General features: G+C 57.6%; 11 protein-coding genes (1 of these 11 only partly in view). 8 read left to right on the forward strand and 3 right to left on the reverse strand.

What is annotated here, in order from left to right:
* Nucleotides 1-34 precede the first annotated feature (34 nt).
* The 7 genes from I6L34_RS13150 (at nt 35) to I6L34_RS13180 (ending at nt 11,493) form a co-directional block, all read left to right on the forward strand.
* Nucleotides 35-1,624, forward strand: coding sequence for a curlin (locus I6L34_RS13150; RefSeq protein WP_058056348.1), 1,590 nt, complete (start codon nt 35-37; stop codon nt 1,622-1,624).
* The gene (gene csgH, locus I6L34_RS13155) at nt 1,624-2,049 is read left to right on the forward strand and encodes a curli-like amyloid fiber formation chaperone CsgH (protein ID WP_058056349.1); all 426 of its coding nucleotides are present in this window, start codon (nt 1,624-1,626) and stop codon (nt 2,047-2,049) included. Before I6L34_RS13150 ends, csgH begins: the two co-directional genes overlap by 1 nt.
* Nucleotides 2,050-2,138: 89 nt before the next feature.
* Nucleotides 2,139-4,967 (forward strand): excinuclease ABC subunit UvrA, encoded by a 2,829-nt coding sequence (uvrA, locus tag I6L34_RS13160; protein ID WP_058056350.1) that lies wholly within the window; start codon nt 2,139-2,141, stop codon nt 4,965-4,967.
* Nucleotides 4,968-5,088: 121 nt separating this feature from the next.
* Nucleotides 5,089-6,762 (forward strand): diguanylate cyclase, encoded by a 1,674-nt coding sequence (locus I6L34_RS13165; RefSeq protein WP_216954820.1) that lies wholly within the window; start codon nt 5,089-5,091, stop codon nt 6,760-6,762.
* Nucleotides 6,763-7,219: 457 nt separating this feature from the next.
* On the forward strand, nt 7,220-7,813 hold the full coding sequence (locus I6L34_RS13170) for an OmpW family outer membrane protein (protein ID WP_019445202.1): 594 nt from the start codon (nt 7,220-7,222) through the stop codon (nt 7,811-7,813).
* A 222-nt stretch (nt 7,814-8,035) separates the two neighbouring features.
* The gene (locus I6L34_RS13175; protein ID WP_216954821.1) at nt 8,036-10,015 is read left to right on the forward strand and encodes a methyl-accepting chemotaxis protein; all 1,980 of its coding nucleotides are present in this window, start codon (nt 8,036-8,038) and stop codon (nt 10,013-10,015) included.
* 8 nt (nt 10,016-10,023) lie between these two features.
* Nucleotides 10,024-11,493 (forward strand): ABC transporter substrate-binding protein, encoded by a 1,470-nt coding sequence (locus I6L34_RS13180; protein ID WP_216954822.1) that lies wholly within the window; start codon nt 10,024-10,026, stop codon nt 11,491-11,493.
* A 72-nt stretch (nt 11,494-11,565) separates the two neighbouring features.
* Here I6L34_RS13180 and I6L34_RS13185 read toward each other — a convergent pair whose 3' ends face one another.
* Nucleotides 11,566-12,366 carry a GNAT family N-acetyltransferase gene (locus I6L34_RS13185; protein WP_058056353.1) on the reverse strand — a complete coding sequence of 267 codons (801 nt, stop codon included), beginning with the start codon at nt 12,364-12,366 and terminating at the stop codon, nt 11,566-11,568.
* 329 nt (nt 12,367-12,695) lie between these two features.
* Between I6L34_RS13185 and metF the strand changes: the two genes are divergently transcribed.
* Complete coding sequence (gene metF / locus I6L34_RS13190; RefSeq protein WP_005340191.1) at nt 12,696-13,586, forward strand: methylenetetrahydrofolate reductase; 891 nt, start codon at nt 12,696-12,698, stop codon at nt 13,584-13,586.
* Between the two features lie 69 nt (nt 13,587-13,655).
* Here the strand turns inward: metF and I6L34_RS13195 are convergent, their stop codons facing one another.
* Both I6L34_RS13195 and I6L34_RS13200 read right to left on the reverse strand, forming a co-directional pair.
* On the reverse strand, nt 13,656-14,720 hold the full coding sequence (locus I6L34_RS13195) for a DUF3103 family protein (RefSeq protein WP_021231648.1): 1,065 nt from the start codon (nt 14,718-14,720) through the stop codon (nt 13,656-13,658).
* Nucleotides 14,721-14,842: 122 nt separating this feature from the next.
* Nucleotides 14,843-15,975, reverse strand: the 3' portion of a protein-coding gene (locus I6L34_RS13200) for a benzoate/H(+) symporter BenE family transporter (protein WP_058059296.1). The gene runs 43 nt beyond the window's last position; the window shows 1,133 of its 1,176 coding nt (coding positions 44-1,176); the start codon falls outside the window, past its right edge — the gene reads right to left on this strand; the stop codon is at nt 14,843-14,845.

The raw sequence follows: 15,975 nt of genomic DNA on the forward strand, positions 1-15,975 counted from the left end.
GCCTAGGCTCAACCATTAGCACGAGAGGGAAATCATGTTTAAACGTACCATCATTGCCTCGGCAGTTCTTCTGGCGACCAGCACCGCTTGGGCGGCATCTACTGGCAATCAGGCTGAGGTGACTCAGGCTCAATTCTCCAGCGGCAACCTGGCGTACATCCAGCAGGTCGAGGAGAGCACGGCTAACAAGGCGGCGATCTATCAACAGGGTAACGACAACCTCGCCTCGACCGAGCAGCGCAATACCGGTGCTTCCACTGCTGATATCAAGCAAGCCGGCGGCCAGAACAAAGGGGAGGTATTGCAGCAGGGGGTGACCAATAAATCGACCGCGACCATTGATACCAACGGGCAGCTGAACAAGGCCTCGATTACCCAACAGTACTACAACGGTGAGGCCACGGCCCGGGTGAGCCAGCTCGGTGACAGTAACAATGCTCTCATTAAACAGGATGATGGTAACGGCGCCATTTCAGTGATTGAGCAGCAAGCGGATGGTAACAGCGCGCAGATCAATAACTACTGGTCTGATTATGCCAGCGCGACCATTACCCAGTCAGGAGAAGGTGGGCATATTGCGGATGTCGATCAACGCGAATCCGATGGTGCCGTTGCCAGCGTGGCTCAAGAGGGTGGCAATAACACAGCCTTAGTCGCACAACGTACAAGCAACTTCGGTTACGGCCCAAACGAGGGCACCTCTGCGGTCGTCAAGCAAAGTGGCAATGACAACACTGCCGAGGTCACTCAGTTGGGGCTGGCCAACGTGGCAACGGTGGAGCAAAGCGGGACCGCTGGCAGCGTGACAGCCCAGCAGTCTGGTGCAACCGCCGGACAAGGGAATAACCTGCTGGCCAAGCAGGCTGGTTCCGGTGAAACCGCCCTTCTGACCCAGACCGGGAGTCGTAACCAGATCGACTCTGAGCAGAGAGGTTCTGAGGATCTGTTGACCATCACCCAGAATGGTAACGAGAACATCGCCAATGCCAGACAGAGCGGAACTGGTGAAACGGCGGTCGTGACTCAGCTGGGTAATGGCAACCAGGCCGATACCAACCAGCAGGGTTCTGGCAACACTGCGCAGGTCACTCAGGATGGCAACAATAACCAGGCGGTGGTTGATCAGCTGGCCAGCAGTGTGGGTGGGTCTGTCACTATCGATCAGTTGGGTAGCGACAACTATGCCAATGCAGTGCAAGAGGAGGGTAGTCGCAACAAGGTCGATATTGACCAGAACGGCACTGGCAACCAGGTTGCCGCCGCGCGTGGCGTTGAGGGCAAAGGAGCCTGGACCTGGGGCTCGGACAACGAGCTGGTCGTGGCTCAGAAAGGCACTGACAACTGGGCTTATGCCGATGCGTCTCACTCTGACTCTGTGGTGACAGTGACTCAGGATGGGAAACTGAACAGCGCCAAGGTCGAATCCTATCTGGGGAGCGACAACACGCTCACCGTAAGCCAGTTAGGTGAAAAACACGTGGCCAACGTTTACGTCAATGGCGGCATGGGCGGTGGCAATAACGAAGTTGACGTTGCACAAACCGACAGCCTCAACACTGCCAATGTGACGGTCTATGGCAGCGATAACATGGCCTATGTCTATCAGGGTTCTGGTAGCAACTGATGGTTATCTCCGGATTCAGGGGCCTGCGGGCCCCTCTTTTGTTGGTGCTGCTCTGTGAGTTGATGCTGGTTTATCGCGTTCCTTCACCAGCAACTGCAAGGGAAACCGAGATAGAACCCGATCCGTCGATCCGCTTGTCCCTCAATATGGTGCAGAGCGAACAGGGGCTGTCACTTGCACCGACGCTGCTCAGCAAGCGCAACTTGAAGGTGAGTGTCAGGTTGCTGGTGCGCAGCGAAGGGGCGGCCGGGAGCACGACTCAGCGCCAGAGCCGTAATCTGTCGCTGCAGGCTGGAGTGGTCATGGCGGTTGGCAAAATAGGGCTGGGTTTGCGTTGCCCCTATCGGGTCGAGGTCACCGCCCGGATATGGCAAAACGAGCGGCTGCTGGTGGAGAAAAAAGAGCAGATGGCGTGCGCCGGATGATGCGCATTTCCTCTCATGACTGTCTATTCATCCAGTAGTCTCTATGCCATACTGACTCGCTCAGGTTTCTGTATCGAGCGTGCAACAAGATGGAAAAGATCGTGGTCCGGGGTGCTCGCACCCACAACCTCAAGAACATCAATCTGACCCTGCCCCGCGACAAGCTGATCGTGGTCACCGGCCTCTCCGGTTCGGGCAAATCCTCTCTGGCGTTCGATACCCTCTATGCCGAGGGGCAGCGCCGCTATGTGGAGTCCCTCTCCGCCTATGCCCGCCAGTTCCTCTCCTTGATGGAGAAGCCGGACGTCGACCATATCGAGGGGCTCTCGCCCGCCATCTCCATCGAACAGAAGTCCACTTCCCACAACCCGCGCTCGACCGTCGGTACCATCACCGAGATCTACGACTACCTGCGTCTGCTGTTTGCCCGGGTTGGTGAGCCGCGCTGCCCGACCCACGCCATTCCGCTCGCCGCCCAGACCATCAGCCAGATGGTGGATCAGGTGCTGGCCCAGCCGGAGGGGAGCAAGCTGATGCTGCTGGCCCCGGTGGTGCGCGATCGCAAGGGGGAGCACACCAAGCTGCTGGAGAACCTGGCGGCCCAGGGCTACATCCGTGCCCGTATCGACGGCGAGGTGTGCGATCTCTCCGACCCTCCGACTCTGGAGCTGCACAAGAAGCACACCATCGAGGTGGTGGTGGATCGCTTCAAGGTACGCGAGGACCTTGCCTTGCGTTTGGCCGAGTCGTTCGAGACGGCGCTGACCCTCTCCGGCGGCATCGTACTGGTAGTGCCGATGGATGGTGAAGAGGGGGTTGCCCCCATGACTTTCTCCGCCAACTTCGCCTGCCCGGAGTGTGGTTACTCCATGTCGGAGCTGGAGCCGCGCATCTTCTCCTTCAACAACCCGGCAGGTGCCTGCCCGACTTGTGACGGCCTCGGGGTGCAGCAATATTTCGATCCGGCCAAGGTGATCGGCGATCCGGCCATCAGTCTGGCCAACGGCGCGATTCGCGGCTGGGACAAACGCAGCTTCTACTACTTCCAGATGCTCAAATCCCTCTCCGAGCACTACAAGTTCGATCTGGAGACTCCGTGGGAAGATCTGCCACTGAAGACCCAGGAGGTGATCCTGCGCGGCTCCGGTCGCACCGAGATCGAGTTCCGTTACATGAACGATCGCGGCGATGTGGTGGTGCGCAAGCACCCGTTCGAGGGGATCCTGCACAACATGGAGCGGCGCTACCGGGAGACCGAATCCAACTCGGTGCGTGAAGAGCTCTCCAAATACATCGCCAACAAATCCTGTACCAGCTGTGGTGGCAGCCGACTGCGGGAAGAGGCGCGCCACGTTTTCGTCGACAACCGCAATCTGCCGGCCATTGCCGAGCAGTCCATCGGCGATGCGCTCGCCTTCTTCGAGGGGCTTAACCTCACTGGCCAGCGCGCCCAGATTGCCGAGAAGATATTGAAAGAGATCGTCGAGCGGCTCGGCTTCCTGGTGAACGTCGGTCTCAACTACCTGAGCCTGTCGCGCAGCGCCGAGACCCTCTCCGGTGGTGAAGCGCAGCGCATTCGACTGGCCAGCCAGATTGGTGCCGGGCTGGTGGGCGTCATGTATGTACTCGATGAGCCTTCCATCGGTCTGCATCAGCGCGACAACGAGCGGTTGCTCAAGACCCTCACCCATCTGCGCGATCTGGGCAACACGGTGATCGTGGTGGAGCACGACGAGGATGCCATCCGCCTCGCCGACCATGTGCTGGATATCGGCCCGGGGGCTGGCGTGCACGGTGGCGAGATTGTTGCGCAGGGCACCCCCCAGCAGATCATCGACAATCCGGAATCGCTGACCGGTGACTACCTCTCCGGTCGCAAGCAGATCGCCATTCCGGCCGAGCGCACGCCGCTCACCGGCAAGTGGTTGAAACTCAAGGGGGCAAGCGGCAACAACCTGCGCAACGTCAATCTTGATCTGCCCATCGGGGTGATGACCTGCGTGACTGGCGTCTCCGGTTCCGGCAAGTCGACCCTGATCAATGACACCCTGTTCCGCATCGCCCACCGCGAGCTTAACAAGGCCACCGAGTCCACCCCGGCGCCCTATCGCAGCGTCGAGGGGCTGGAGCATCTGGACAAGGTGGTGGATATCGACCAGAGCCCCATCGGTCGTACCCCGCGCTCCAACCCAGCCACCTATACCGGTCTGTTCACTCCGATCCGCGAGCTGCTCTCCGGCACCCAGGAGGCGCGTTCGCGCGGCTACCAGCCGGGCCGCTTCTCCTTCAACGTGAAGGGGGGCCGCTGCGAGGCGTGTCAGGGGGATGGCGTCATCAAGGTAGAGATGCACTTCCTGCCGGATGTCTACGTGCCGTGCGATGTCTGCAAGGGCAAGCGCTACAACCGCGAGACCCTGGAGGTGAAGTACAAGGGCAAGAATATCCACGAAATCCTCGAGATGACGGTGGAAGATGCCCGCGAGTTCTTCGATCCGGTGCCGGCGGTGGCGCGCAAGCTGCAGACCCTGATGGACGTGGGCCTCTCCTATATCCGTCTCGGCCAGTCTGCTACTACCTTGTCGGGCGGGGAGGCGCAGCGGGTCAAGCTGGCGCGGGAGCTCTCCAAGCGGGATACCGGTCAGACCCTCTATATTCTGGATGAGCCGACCACCGGCCTGCACTTCCACGATATCCAGCAACTGCTCAAGGTGTTGCACCAGCTGCGGGATCGCGGTAACACCATCGTCATCATCGAGCACAACCTTGATGTGGTAAAAACTGCCGACTGGATTGTCGATTTGGGGCCAGAGGGAGGCGCCGGTGGTGGCCGCATTCTGGTGACGGGGACGCCGGAGGAGATTTGCGCTAATAAAGAGTCTCATACAGCTCGTTTTTTACGACCGCTATTGGCGCGATAAGCCGTTATAATCGAGGGGCCTTTGGCCCCTTTTTGTTATAAAAATCGGGAGCATAGGGGGAAGCTCGTCAAGTGTGGGCAGGCTTGGCATCTCAGCATCATGGTAATGGATATATCGGGTTATGGCTCAGGCTCCGCGCACGATTGATCATCAGTTGGCTTACTCCATGTTCCCCATCTGGCTGGGGGCGATCCTGCTATTGCTGGTCCTGCTGGCGTGGGCCCAAATCCCGGCTGCCAGCCGGATTGAAGAGCAGCGAATGAAGGAGCATCTGCTGCGCGTGACCAAGGCGGTGCAGGCGGATGTGGCCGCTCTGGATGCATTCAGTCGGGATTGGGGCATCTGGGATGACAGTCACCGTTTTATGGACAACAAAAGCAGGGGGTACATCGAATCCAACCTGTTCAGTGATATGCCGATGCGGGATTTTAGTCTCAACCTGATGAGCTTCATGGATCTCACCGGCTACGAAATCTGGACGCGCACCCTGCTACCCGATGCGCCGGGGATCAATCCGGACCAGTTTCCCTACTTCCTTGATGAACTGAAAAAGCAGTTAAGGGCGCGCTCGGTGGCGCAAGGGGGCATCAATCTGCACGGGATCCGTGCTTCCCAGTGGGGGCCGCTGATGTACTCGTGGCAGCCGATCAGAAACAGTGACGAGTCGGCACCGTTCAACGGTTTCTTGCTGGTTGTACGTTGGCTCGACAAGGCCTATCTCGAGCAGGTATCGGAGCGTACCGCGCTGCCTCTGGCGATTTCCCACGCCAATCTGGATATCACCGCTACCTTCAAACAACTGAAACCGCAAATAACGTATCGCCTGATCGACCTTGGGCTCACCCGGCTTAGGGGAGAGGTGCGACTGCTCAACAGCGATAACCAGCCGGTGCTGACTCTGGTGATTGAGGAGGAGAGAAAGATCTTGAGTGGTGTCATGGAGGGGGCGCTCTGGACCTTTATCGGCATGCTGTTTATCAGTTTTATCTGCGTCATGATCGCCATGTATCGGCTCAATAGCATTGTGCTTACCCCGTTGCAGCAGCTGGTGTCGGCGCTGCAACGCTTTGGCGATCGGCCAGATGCCACCTTGATCCCCTATATCGACAGCAGCGCCGAGATGGCGACCCTGAGCGGCAAGTTCAAGGAGATGGCCAGCAAGGTCAGTCAGCAACACGATGATTTGTTGGAAAAATCCAGCCAGATGGAGATGGCTGCATTCACCGACCCCTTGACCCGTTGTTTCAATCGTCGCTATCTCGATGGTTGGTTGCAGGCCAACCGGGCCAAACCTTGTCTGTTATTGCTGCTGGATCTGGATCATTTCAAGCGGATCAATGACCGCCTTGGCCATGACATCGGGGATCTGGTGCTGAAACAGTTGGCGGATCTGCTGCGCAAGGTGGTGACAGGAGAGCGCGAGCCGATCATCCGGTTGGGCGGGGAGGAGTTCTTGTTGCTGCTACAAGTGGATGACGAGCAAGAGTTGGCGTTGCGGGTCGAATATCTGCGCCAGCGTGTCGCTCAGCACCGCTTTGGCAGAGAGGATGCGCCACTCAGGTTGACGGTGTCGCTGGGGTTCTGCCGCTATCCGTTGCACCCGGAGTGTCCGGATTCATTCTGGAGTCATAGCTTCAAACTGGCTGACATGGCGCTGTATCAGGCCAAAGTCGGCGGGCGAAATCGGTGGTGTGGCTACGCAGGTAGCCTCTCTGCTGAGGGAATGGGCCAGACTCCGGAACAGCTTGCCGAAGGGGGGCATATCACCCTGCTGCACTCTATCAATCCGGATTAACCCTGCCGTACCAATACCAGATAGGCCAGGGCGATAATAAAACCGAGCAGGATAAAGAGAAAGGATCCGATTCCCCACACGGCTGCGAGAAAGGCCCCCACCTTTTGCCATTTCGACTCATTTTTCATAAATAAACCATTACTTCCCAGTAACTTGTATGGCGCAAAAAATACGCTGATTTGCCCATATTAACAACAATTAATAGCCGCTCTGCCGCGCAATAAGGTGTGGTTTGTTTGCTCCTTTTGGCGCTGGGTGCGGGTAGTTACAACCTGTCGAAACAGGTATTTCGGCTTGTTTTCTGGGGACTCAACGAGATTGGGATGGTGCGCAAAGATGTCACACCAATCGATTTATTTCTGTGCAACCTTTGCTCCAAGTCAATAACTTTGCATTTACAAGGGCATATAGTCAGCGGGCTTACAGCATCAAATGAAAACAAAAAAGGGATTACGTGATGAAAAAATTACTTCCTCTGATGATTGCCGCTGCAGTGACCTCTCCTTTCGCCATGGCCCATCAGGCTGGCGATATTCTGGTTCGTGGTGGTTTGGCTGTAGTGTCTCCACAAGACAGTGGTAACAGCTTTGAAATCAATGACAATGCTCAGCTGGGTTTGACTTTGACCTATATGGCTACAGATAACTTCGGCGTTGAGTTGCTGGCTGCTACCCCATTCTCCCATTCAGTGAAGATTGGCGATACCGAAGTAGCCAAGGTCAAGCATCTGCCGCCAACCCTGATGGCTCAGTACTATTTTGGCGATGCCCAGAGCAAGGTTCGTCCGTACGTCGGTGTTGGTGTTAACTACACCAATTTCTTTGACGAGAAAGGTCGTGGCCCTCTGACCAACAGCGATGTGAGCCTGGATGATTCTTGGGGTGTTGCTGGTCAGGTTGGTATCGATATGGCGATCACTGACCGCTGGTTTGTCAACGGCTCAGCCTGGATCATGGATATCGACACTGATGTGCATGTAAATGGTGGAGATGGAATCAAAACCAAGATTGACCCAATGGTCTTCATGGTTGGTGCGGGCTACCGCTTCTAATGATTCTGACTGCGGTTCTGAACGGACCGCGGAAGATAGCAAAGTACGTCTCTTTCAGCCCGGCTTGTGCCGGGCTTTTTTCGTATGGCTGATTTTGTCTGTACTGTGATCCAACCCGATACAAATCAATTAAATACCTACCGCTTTATTTCAGTTATTCGCCACCCCTGCCGATAGTGACTATGTTCACTTTACCTTCCCCCAATGAGTGAGGATGTCTCCATGGGTTTATCTATCGTGCAGCGGATCATCGCCGGATTCGTGTTGATGCTGCTGTTGCTGATCCTGCTTGGTGTGATCAGTACCTTTAAAATCAAGGGTATAAATGACGGCCTCTCTGCCGTATCTGACCGGGCAACCCCGCTGGTGGTGGCTGTCGCAGGTCTCAAGGGGGCACTGCAGGATAGTAACCGCTGGGTGCTGGTCTACCGCACCAGTGAAGATGCTGCCCAGTTGCCGCAGCTGGCAAATCAGTTCAAGGAGCAGCAGAACCGCTTCGTCCAGCTGAGTCAAGAGATGGGTAAATTTACCGACGTAGCGGATGCTCGTGCCCGCTTCCAGCAGGTCGAGAGTGCTACCACCCAATTTTATGGCTTGGCGGATCAGGTGTTGGCCCAGCATCGGCAGTGGGTCAGTGCACTGGAGCAGCGCCACAAGCTGGAGATGGAATTTATCCGCCTTGAGGATACTTACCAGTGGGCGGCGGATCTGCTGCTGCAACAGACCGCCAGCAAACGCTCCATGCGCAACAAGGCGGAGCTTATTACCTCGGGTATCGCCCGCGACCTGAAGAATATCCGTCGTGCCGATGCCAAAACCGACCTGAACGAGCTGGAAAAGGTACTCAGCAAGGATATCGAGATGGCCCGCAAGCGGTTGGAGCGGGTGCTGGTGCCCGATGATGTGAAAGCGCGCTTTGTCTCCAATCTGGATCGGATGCAGGAGCTGGCGCTCGGCGCTCAGGGCTTGCTGGCAACCATGCGTCAGGCTCAGCAACTGGCGCTGTCGCTGGCCACGCAAAATCAGCAGCTGGATGCCAGTCTGGCCAACAGCCTCAATTTGCTTGATGAGATGGGAAAGTCTGCCGGTGCCATCGCCAGCGATAGCCGGATCAATGCCGATGCAGCGGTCAGTAGCGCCAGCTTCTGGATCCTGGTGGTTGCCGCGATGTCGGCCGCTGCCGCTCTGGTGATCGGCTATACCACTGCGCGCAGCATTCAGCGCCCGTTGCAGATGATCAACAAGGAGCTCGATTACATGGCGGCCGGTGACATGACCCGCCGCATCAACTACCGCAGCAGTTGCGAATTTGGCAGCCTCTCTCGCTCCATCGATACGCTGGCGGGCAAGACCGGTGAACTACTCTCTCAAATCAATGCAGGCTCCCGCCATCTGGTGGATGAGGCGAGCCGCGCCGCCGAGATCAGCGAACGGGCCATGTCCCGGGTACAGGAGCAGAAGAGTCAGACCGATCAGGTGGCCGCCGCCATTACCGAGCTGGAGGTGAGCGCCACCGAGGTGGCCCGCTCTACCGATGGCACCAAGCGGGAAGTGGATCTGGCCGATGAAGAGGCGCGCAGTGGTCGCCAGAAAGTGGCCACCACTCGCCGGATCACCGAGCAGCTGGCTGGCGCCATGGAGGAGGCGGTCGGCATCACCTACAAACTTGGGGAATTCAGCAACAACATCGGCAGCATTCTCGATGTGATCCGCAGTATTGCCGAGCAGACCAACCTGCTGGCCTTGAACGCCGCCATCGAAGCGGCCCGTGCAGGCGATGCAGGTCGCGGTTTTGCGGTGGTGGCCGATGAGGTGCGGGCACTGGCCAATCGCACCCAGACTTCGACCGAAGAGATCCAGGGGATGATTGAGAACCTGCAGAGCTCCAGCAAGCATGTGGTTGAAGTGATGGGGCGTAGCCAGGAGCAGACCCAGAGCTGTGTCGATCAGACCCGCGAGATGGATGTGGCGCTGCAATCCATTGCCGAGCGGATGGGGGCCATCAAGTCGATGGCGGATCAGGTGGCCCATGCCGCTCAGGAGCAGATCTCCGTCAGTCAGGGGGTCGCCCGTCATATCGCCGGTATTGCCGATGTGGCATACGAGACAGAGCGGGAGGCGCGGGAATCCGCCAGCAGCAGCGAAGTGCTGGCCGACCTGGTTGCCAAACAGCAGCAATTGATCGCACATTTCAAGGTCTAGGAGGGCTTATGTCTAAAAAGTGGATTGGAGCCCTGAGTCTCCTGTTGTGTGGCCAGCTGATGGCCAGCGAGCTGGTGATTGAAAGCTGGCGAACCGATGACAAGGCGTTGTGGGAGCAGAAGATCATCCCGGCCTTTGAAGCGGCGCATCCCGGCATCAAGGTGAGTTTTCATCCGGTGCAGAACGTCAACTACATGCCCACTCTGTGGGAGAGCCTGAAAGGGGGCAAGGCGGGGGATCTCATTACCTGTCGTCCGTTTGATGATTCGCTCGCCCTGTTCAAGGCTGGCCATCTGGCCGAGCTGACCGAAATGGCGGGGATGGAGAACTTCCCGAGTTTTGCCCAGTCACCGTGGCAGACCGATTCCGGTGCCCAGACTTTCTGCGTGCCGATGGCCTCGGTGATCCATGGCTTCTTCTATAACAAGAAGATCTTCAGTGAGTTGGGGCTCACCTTGCCGCAAACCCACGACCAGTTCTTCGCCGTGCTGGACAAGATCAAGGCCGACGGGCGTTATGTGCCGCTGGCCATGAGCGGTTCCGAGAGCTGGGTTGCCTCCGAACTGGGGTTCCAGAACATTGGTCCGAATTACTGGAAGGGAGAGGACGGCCGTCTGGCACTGATCGGCGGGCAGGAGCGGTTGGACAACCCGCAATATGTGAAGGTGTTCGACGAGCTGGCCCGCTGGCGTTCCTACCTCGGTGAAGGTGGCGAGAGCCGCGATTATGCGACCAGTAACGAGCTGTTCACTTCGGGCAAGGCCGCCTTCTACGTGGCGGGCTCCTGGGAGATTGCCCCCTTCACCGGCAAGGTCGATTTTGGCGTCATGCGTCCGCCGGTGGCCAAACAGGGTGATGGCTGTTTCTTTACCGACCACACCGATATCGGTATGGGGATGAATCCGGCCAGCAAGAATAAAGAGGGGGCAATGGTTTTCCTGCAGTGGCTGACGACGCCGCAATTTGCCGAGCTCTATACCAACTCGCTGCCGGGATTCTTCTCCCTATCCAACCACTTCTTCGATGTCACCAATCCGGCGGCCAAAGAGATGATGGAGTGGCGCGATCAGTGTGACTCGACCATTCGGGTGGCGACCCAGATCCTCTCCCGTGGTACGCCCAAGTTGGGGGATGAACTGGCAGAGGTGAGTCAGGCTGTGCTGCTTGGCAAGATGGAGCCCAAAGCTGCCACGGATCGACTGGAAAGTGGCTTGAAGAGTTGGTATGCCCCTCATCAGGGCAACAAGGCCAAGAGCGCGGATTGTCAGTGTGATGCGGTTGCTCCTGCTCCTGCCCCTGCTTCGGCTTCAGCGCCAGCGACTGAGGTGTCCGCAGCTCCCGCGACCAGTGAAACGCCTGCCGTGGTGGCACCCGTAGAACCCGCATCAGCCGCCGCTGCACCATTACCGGCGCAGTCGGATGAGGTAGAGCAGGCGCTCTCCAACGAGTTGGAAGCGCCACAGCAGCCACAGCAATAGGTCATCGGCATCAATAAAAACGGGAGGCATCAGCCTCCCGTTTTTTATGGCTCGCGGCCAGCAGGTATCGCTTTATTGTGCTTCGTGGGGCCAGCGGCAGAGGCTGCCGATGCGGGCAACCGGGGCAAACCCCAGAGAGCGGTAAATGCGCTGGGCATGGTAATGCTCGTCAGCCACTATGATCAGCTGTTTGGCGCGAGACAATCCTGCGCGAGCCACTTGACTCAGCAACTGGCGGCATAACCCCTGGTTGCGCCACGCATGGTGCGTGCGTACCAACTGGAAGCGCCCAAGTGTGCCGCAGAAGAAGAGGCCACAGCTGGCGACCAGTTGCCCCTCTTGCCAGATCCCCCACCAGTCCCCGAGGCCATCGACAATCATGGCCTGATAGAGCGCCTGGCGGGATCGCAGATAGGGAAGATAGCTCTGTTCCGAGTGTCCCTCATCCCGTTCATTGAGTTCGAAGTCGAGCCACTCAGGCCAATCAGCAGTGTTGAAGGTGCGTGCCTCAACCTTGTTCATGTCGCCGTGAGGAGGTGGGCAACTCTGTTCATCCAGTGCCAGCACCACGCACTCCATATATTGGTAACCCGTTGCGACAAAACCGGCGATCCGGCTGTTTTGTCCGGCCGCCAGTGGCCATTGGAAGGTGCGGTGGCGCACTCGAGGATCTTGACCGATCAGCTGATCAAATGTGGCTTCCAGCCAGCCTTTGTCACGGTCGCTGGGTGGGTTGGGGAGTAGCAGGTAGTTGCCGAAGTAGTAATCGGGAGCATCCGGCGTGCGAACCGCCCAGAACTGATCGTGCTGAATAACCTCGCCCTGATAGCGATCGAACAGCAAGTCGGTGGCAAAGCCGGGGTGGGTATCCATGATGGTGCTCCTGCAAAGACTCATTCTGTTATCGGCAGGAGTGGGAAATAGATGAAAAGGGGCCGGAGAAACCTCCGGCCAAACAATCACACGCAGATTCAGAACGTCCAGGACGATCTGCCCCCATCATAACTCGACTGGGGCAATTTTGGGATGGGCACTTTTCGGTTACGTACCGTTAATTTTGTAAATATGAAGTTCGTCAGATCGGATGTGAGGTAAATCCCTGTTGACTTTGTGTCGTTTTACTCATAAATATAAAGACGTTTAGACGTCCAAACATCCGTTTTGACGTAGGCAGATGGATTGCAGGACAGGGAGAAGAGCAGATGGGTTTTCACAGTGCACGTCAGGTTGAAGCGCTCAACCAGAGCTTGGCAGATTTGAATGGCGATATATCGGTCAGTTTCGAGTTTTTTCCGCCCAACAGTGAAGGGATGGAGAATACCCTCTGGCAGTCCATCGAACGGCTGAAGGTACTGGAACCCAAGTTCGTCTCCGTCACCTATGGTGCCAACTCCGGTACCCGTGATCGCACCCATAAGGTGATCAAGGACATCAAGGAGCGGACCGGCCTGATTGCGGCGCCGCATCTGACCTGTATCGATGCCAGCCGCGACGAATTGCGCACCATCGCCCGCGACTACTGGAACAGCGGCATTCGTCATATCGTGGCTCTGCGTGGTGACTTGCCGCAGGGGTTGGAGAAGCCGGATATGTATGCCACCGATCTGGTTGCCTTGCTCAAGTCGGAGGCTGACTTCGATATCTCGGTTGCCGCCTATCCGGAAGGGCACCCGGAGGCCAAGAGTGCACAATCCGACCTGCTCAACCTCAAGCGCAAGATTGATGCCGGTGCCAACCGCGCCATCACCCAGTTCTTCTTCGATGTGGAAACTTACTTGCGCTTTCGGGATCGCTGCGCCGCCATCGGCATCGATGCTGAAATCGTGCCGGGAATCCTGCCGGTCTCCAACTACCAGACTCTGGCCAAGTTTGCCGGTTTTACCAACGTGAAGATCCCGCGCTGGATGCATCAGCGTTTCGAGGGACTGGATAACGATCAGATGACCCGTAACCTGGTGGGGGCGAGCATCGCCATCGATCAGGTGCGCGTGCTGAGTCAGGAAGGCGTGAAGGATTTCCACTTCTATACCCTGAACCGCTCCGAGCTGACTTATGCCATCTGCCATACTCTGGGGGTTCGTCCCAAGGGTTGACCTGTGGTCACCGCGATAAAAGCAAAAAGCCAATGAGTTGCTCATTGGCTTTTTCGTTATGGCCGATTATCAAGGTCTGGTCGGGGCGATCTCTTTTGGCTCAAGATCGATAACCGCATTACCGGCAGCCCCCGGATACTGGCGATAGACCTGATCCTGCTCCAGTGTGTAGAAGGTATCCAGATAGTCGTCGTTGTTGGTCATCCAGGAGTCGGGCAGTGCCTTGACGATGCGACCGCCGAGATCGAGGAAGGGCAGGGCTTCCGGCACGCCACCCGCAGTAAAGCCGAGTTTGAGAGCTTCAATCAGCAGGGCGCTCAGCTCCTTGTAGTTGACGTTGTCATCCTGCTCCATCATCACCACATCGACGGCACCCCAGCGATAGCGATCCCAGTAAACCAGGATCTGGTTGGGGGTGTAGTCTGTGTTGTCATAGTCGAGGTAGGGCATGTCGACAATATCGACCACTGGTTCATCCCGGCTGGGATTAACCCCTGCGACCACTGCATACACTTCGGCTGCGCCGAGCAGCCAGGGCTCCTGATCATCCTTCAGTCTGATCTTTTTCAGGATACTGGTCTTGAGTGGCGCCGTGCTGGCCGCCACTCGCGGAGCGCTTTGCAGATCCGCATCGGCCAGCGCTTTGCGCATTACCTTCAAGCCTGCGTTTTTGGCTTTGACGGGATCGGCTTCGACTACCAGAACCGGCCGGGCCGGTGCCTTGTCCACATCCAGATAGACGGGATTGCCAGCGCTGTCGAACGCTTCAATGGCGCTCCAGCTCTTCTCATCCCCACTAGGAACATAGGCGACCAGCGGTTCGACGCCCTGTTGCAGTGCGGCGGCCTGATCGGTGTTGGCCAGTCGCAACTGCATCAGTTGCTTGACCTCGCCATCCAGTCCTTGCCGGCTGATGGCCGCCTGGTTGGCATCGCTCGCCTGCCGTTTAAGCCGTGGACTGGCCTTCTGCAGCAGGTTGGGAAGCGGGCTCTGATATTGCTGATTGCTCAGCAGGGGCAGCAGGTTTTTCTGCTGAAGTGCGAGCTGGCGAGCCAGCTCTCGATCCGTATCGGCAGCCTGGACGCTCGTAGCACCCAGTATGGCCAGTAGTAACAAGACAGCCTGATTTTTCATTTTTATACTCCGTTGCATGGAACCTGACAGGGCACCATGTCCGGGAAGATTGGTGCCCTGACACCACTAGAGGGAAATTAGTTTCACTTGTGAATCATTTTATGTGGATAGTGTGCAGAGGTTCACGGTTTGAGGTTCAATTGATTCCTTTGTCGATATGATTGGAACTGATAGATAGCCAGACCAATCAGCAGACCCCAGCAGGCTGCCGCGATGCCGAGCGGGCTGATCCCGGACGCGGTAATGATAAAGGTGAGCAGCGCAGCTTCTCGCGCTTCATCCTCTTGCAAGGCCGAGTGCAAGCTGCTGCCGATGGTGCCTAACAGGGCCAAACCAGCGACGCAGGTGACAAGGGCTGCCGGAAAGGCGCTAAACAGGGCCGCGACGGTTGCGCCGAAGCAGCCGGTCACAAGATAAAAGCAACCCGCCCATACCGCAGCTGGCCAGCGGCGCTTGGTATCCGGGTCGACCTCTTTGCCCATGCAGATGGCGGCAGTGATGGCGGCCAGATTGAAGGCATAGCCGCCAAAAGGGGCGAGCAGCAGGCCAGTCAGGCCGGTCCAGCTGATCAGCGAGGAGGTGGAAGGCTGATAGTCGTGGGCCCGCAAGATGGCAATCCCCGGCATGTTTTGCGATGTCATGGTGACAATGAACAGCGGCAGCGCGATGCCAAACAGGGCATCAAGGGAGAAGACTGGCCATGTCCAGACCGGGCTGGCGAGTTGCCAGTGAAGGGTGCCCAGTTGCAAATCCCCCCGCACGCTGCAGATCAGCATCCCCACTCCCAGTACCAGCACCATGGTATAGCGGGGCCAGAGATGACGACCCAGCAGGAAGGCCAGCAGCAGGGTGCCAAGCAGCAAGGGATCTTGCGGGGCGACCTTGAACAGCTCCAATCCGAATCTGAGCAGCACGCCAGCGAGCATGGCGGCGGCCAGTGGAGCCGGAATATGTTTCATCAAACGGTCGAACCAGCCGCTGATGCCACACAGCGTGATCAGCAGGGACGAGATCACAAAGGCGCCGATGGCTTCCGCCAGAGTGAAGTTGCCCAGCGTGGTGATCAGCAGTGCCGCGCCCGGTGTGGACCAGGCGGTTAGTATGGGTATGCGGTAATAGAGAGAGAGGCCGATGCAGCTCACCCCCATGCCGATCCCCAGCGTCCAGAGCCAGGAGGCGACTTGAGCAGTATCAGCACCTGCTGCCGTGGCGGCCTGGATGATCAGGATGACGGAACTGGTGTAGCCGACCATCA

Origin of the sequence: Aeromonas sp. FDAARGOS 1404 (genome assembly GCF_019047085.1) — a bacterium.
Taxonomy (GTDB): Bacteria; Pseudomonadota; Gammaproteobacteria; order Enterobacterales; family Aeromonadaceae; genus Aeromonas; species Aeromonas veronii.

Excerpts from the sequence above, each read along its gene's own strand:
- I6L34_RS13150 (WP_058056348.1), top strand. The coding sequence starts at position 35 with ATGTTTAAACGTACCATCATTGCCTCGGCAGTTCTTCTGGCGACCAGC.
- csgH (WP_058056349.1), top strand. The coding sequence starts at position 1,624 with ATGGTTATCTCCGGATTCAGGGGCCTGCGGGCCCCTCTTTTGTTGGTG.
- uvrA (WP_058056350.1), top strand. The coding sequence starts at position 2,139 with ATGGAAAAGATCGTGGTCCGGGGTGCTCGCACCCACAACCTCAAGAAC.
- I6L34_RS13165 (WP_216954820.1), top strand. The coding sequence starts at position 5,089 with ATGGCTCAGGCTCCGCGCACGATTGATCATCAGTTGGCTTACTCCATG.
- I6L34_RS13170 (WP_019445202.1), top strand. The coding sequence starts at position 7,220 with ATGAAAAAATTACTTCCTCTGATGATTGCCGCTGCAGTGACCTCTCCT.
- I6L34_RS13175 (WP_216954821.1), top strand. The coding sequence starts at position 8,036 with ATGGGTTTATCTATCGTGCAGCGGATCATCGCCGGATTCGTGTTGATG.
- I6L34_RS13180 (WP_216954822.1), top strand. The coding sequence starts at position 10,024 with ATGTCTAAAAAGTGGATTGGAGCCCTGAGTCTCCTGTTGTGTGGCCAG.
- I6L34_RS13185 (WP_058056353.1), bottom strand. The coding sequence starts at position 12,366 with ATGGATACCCACCCCGGCTTTGCCACCGACTTGCTGTTCGATCGCTAT.
- metF (WP_005340191.1), top strand. The coding sequence starts at position 12,696 with ATGGGTTTTCACAGTGCACGTCAGGTTGAAGCGCTCAACCAGAGCTTG.
- I6L34_RS13195 (WP_021231648.1), bottom strand. The coding sequence starts at position 14,720 with ATGAAAAATCAGGCTGTCTTGTTACTACTGGCCATACTGGGTGCTACG.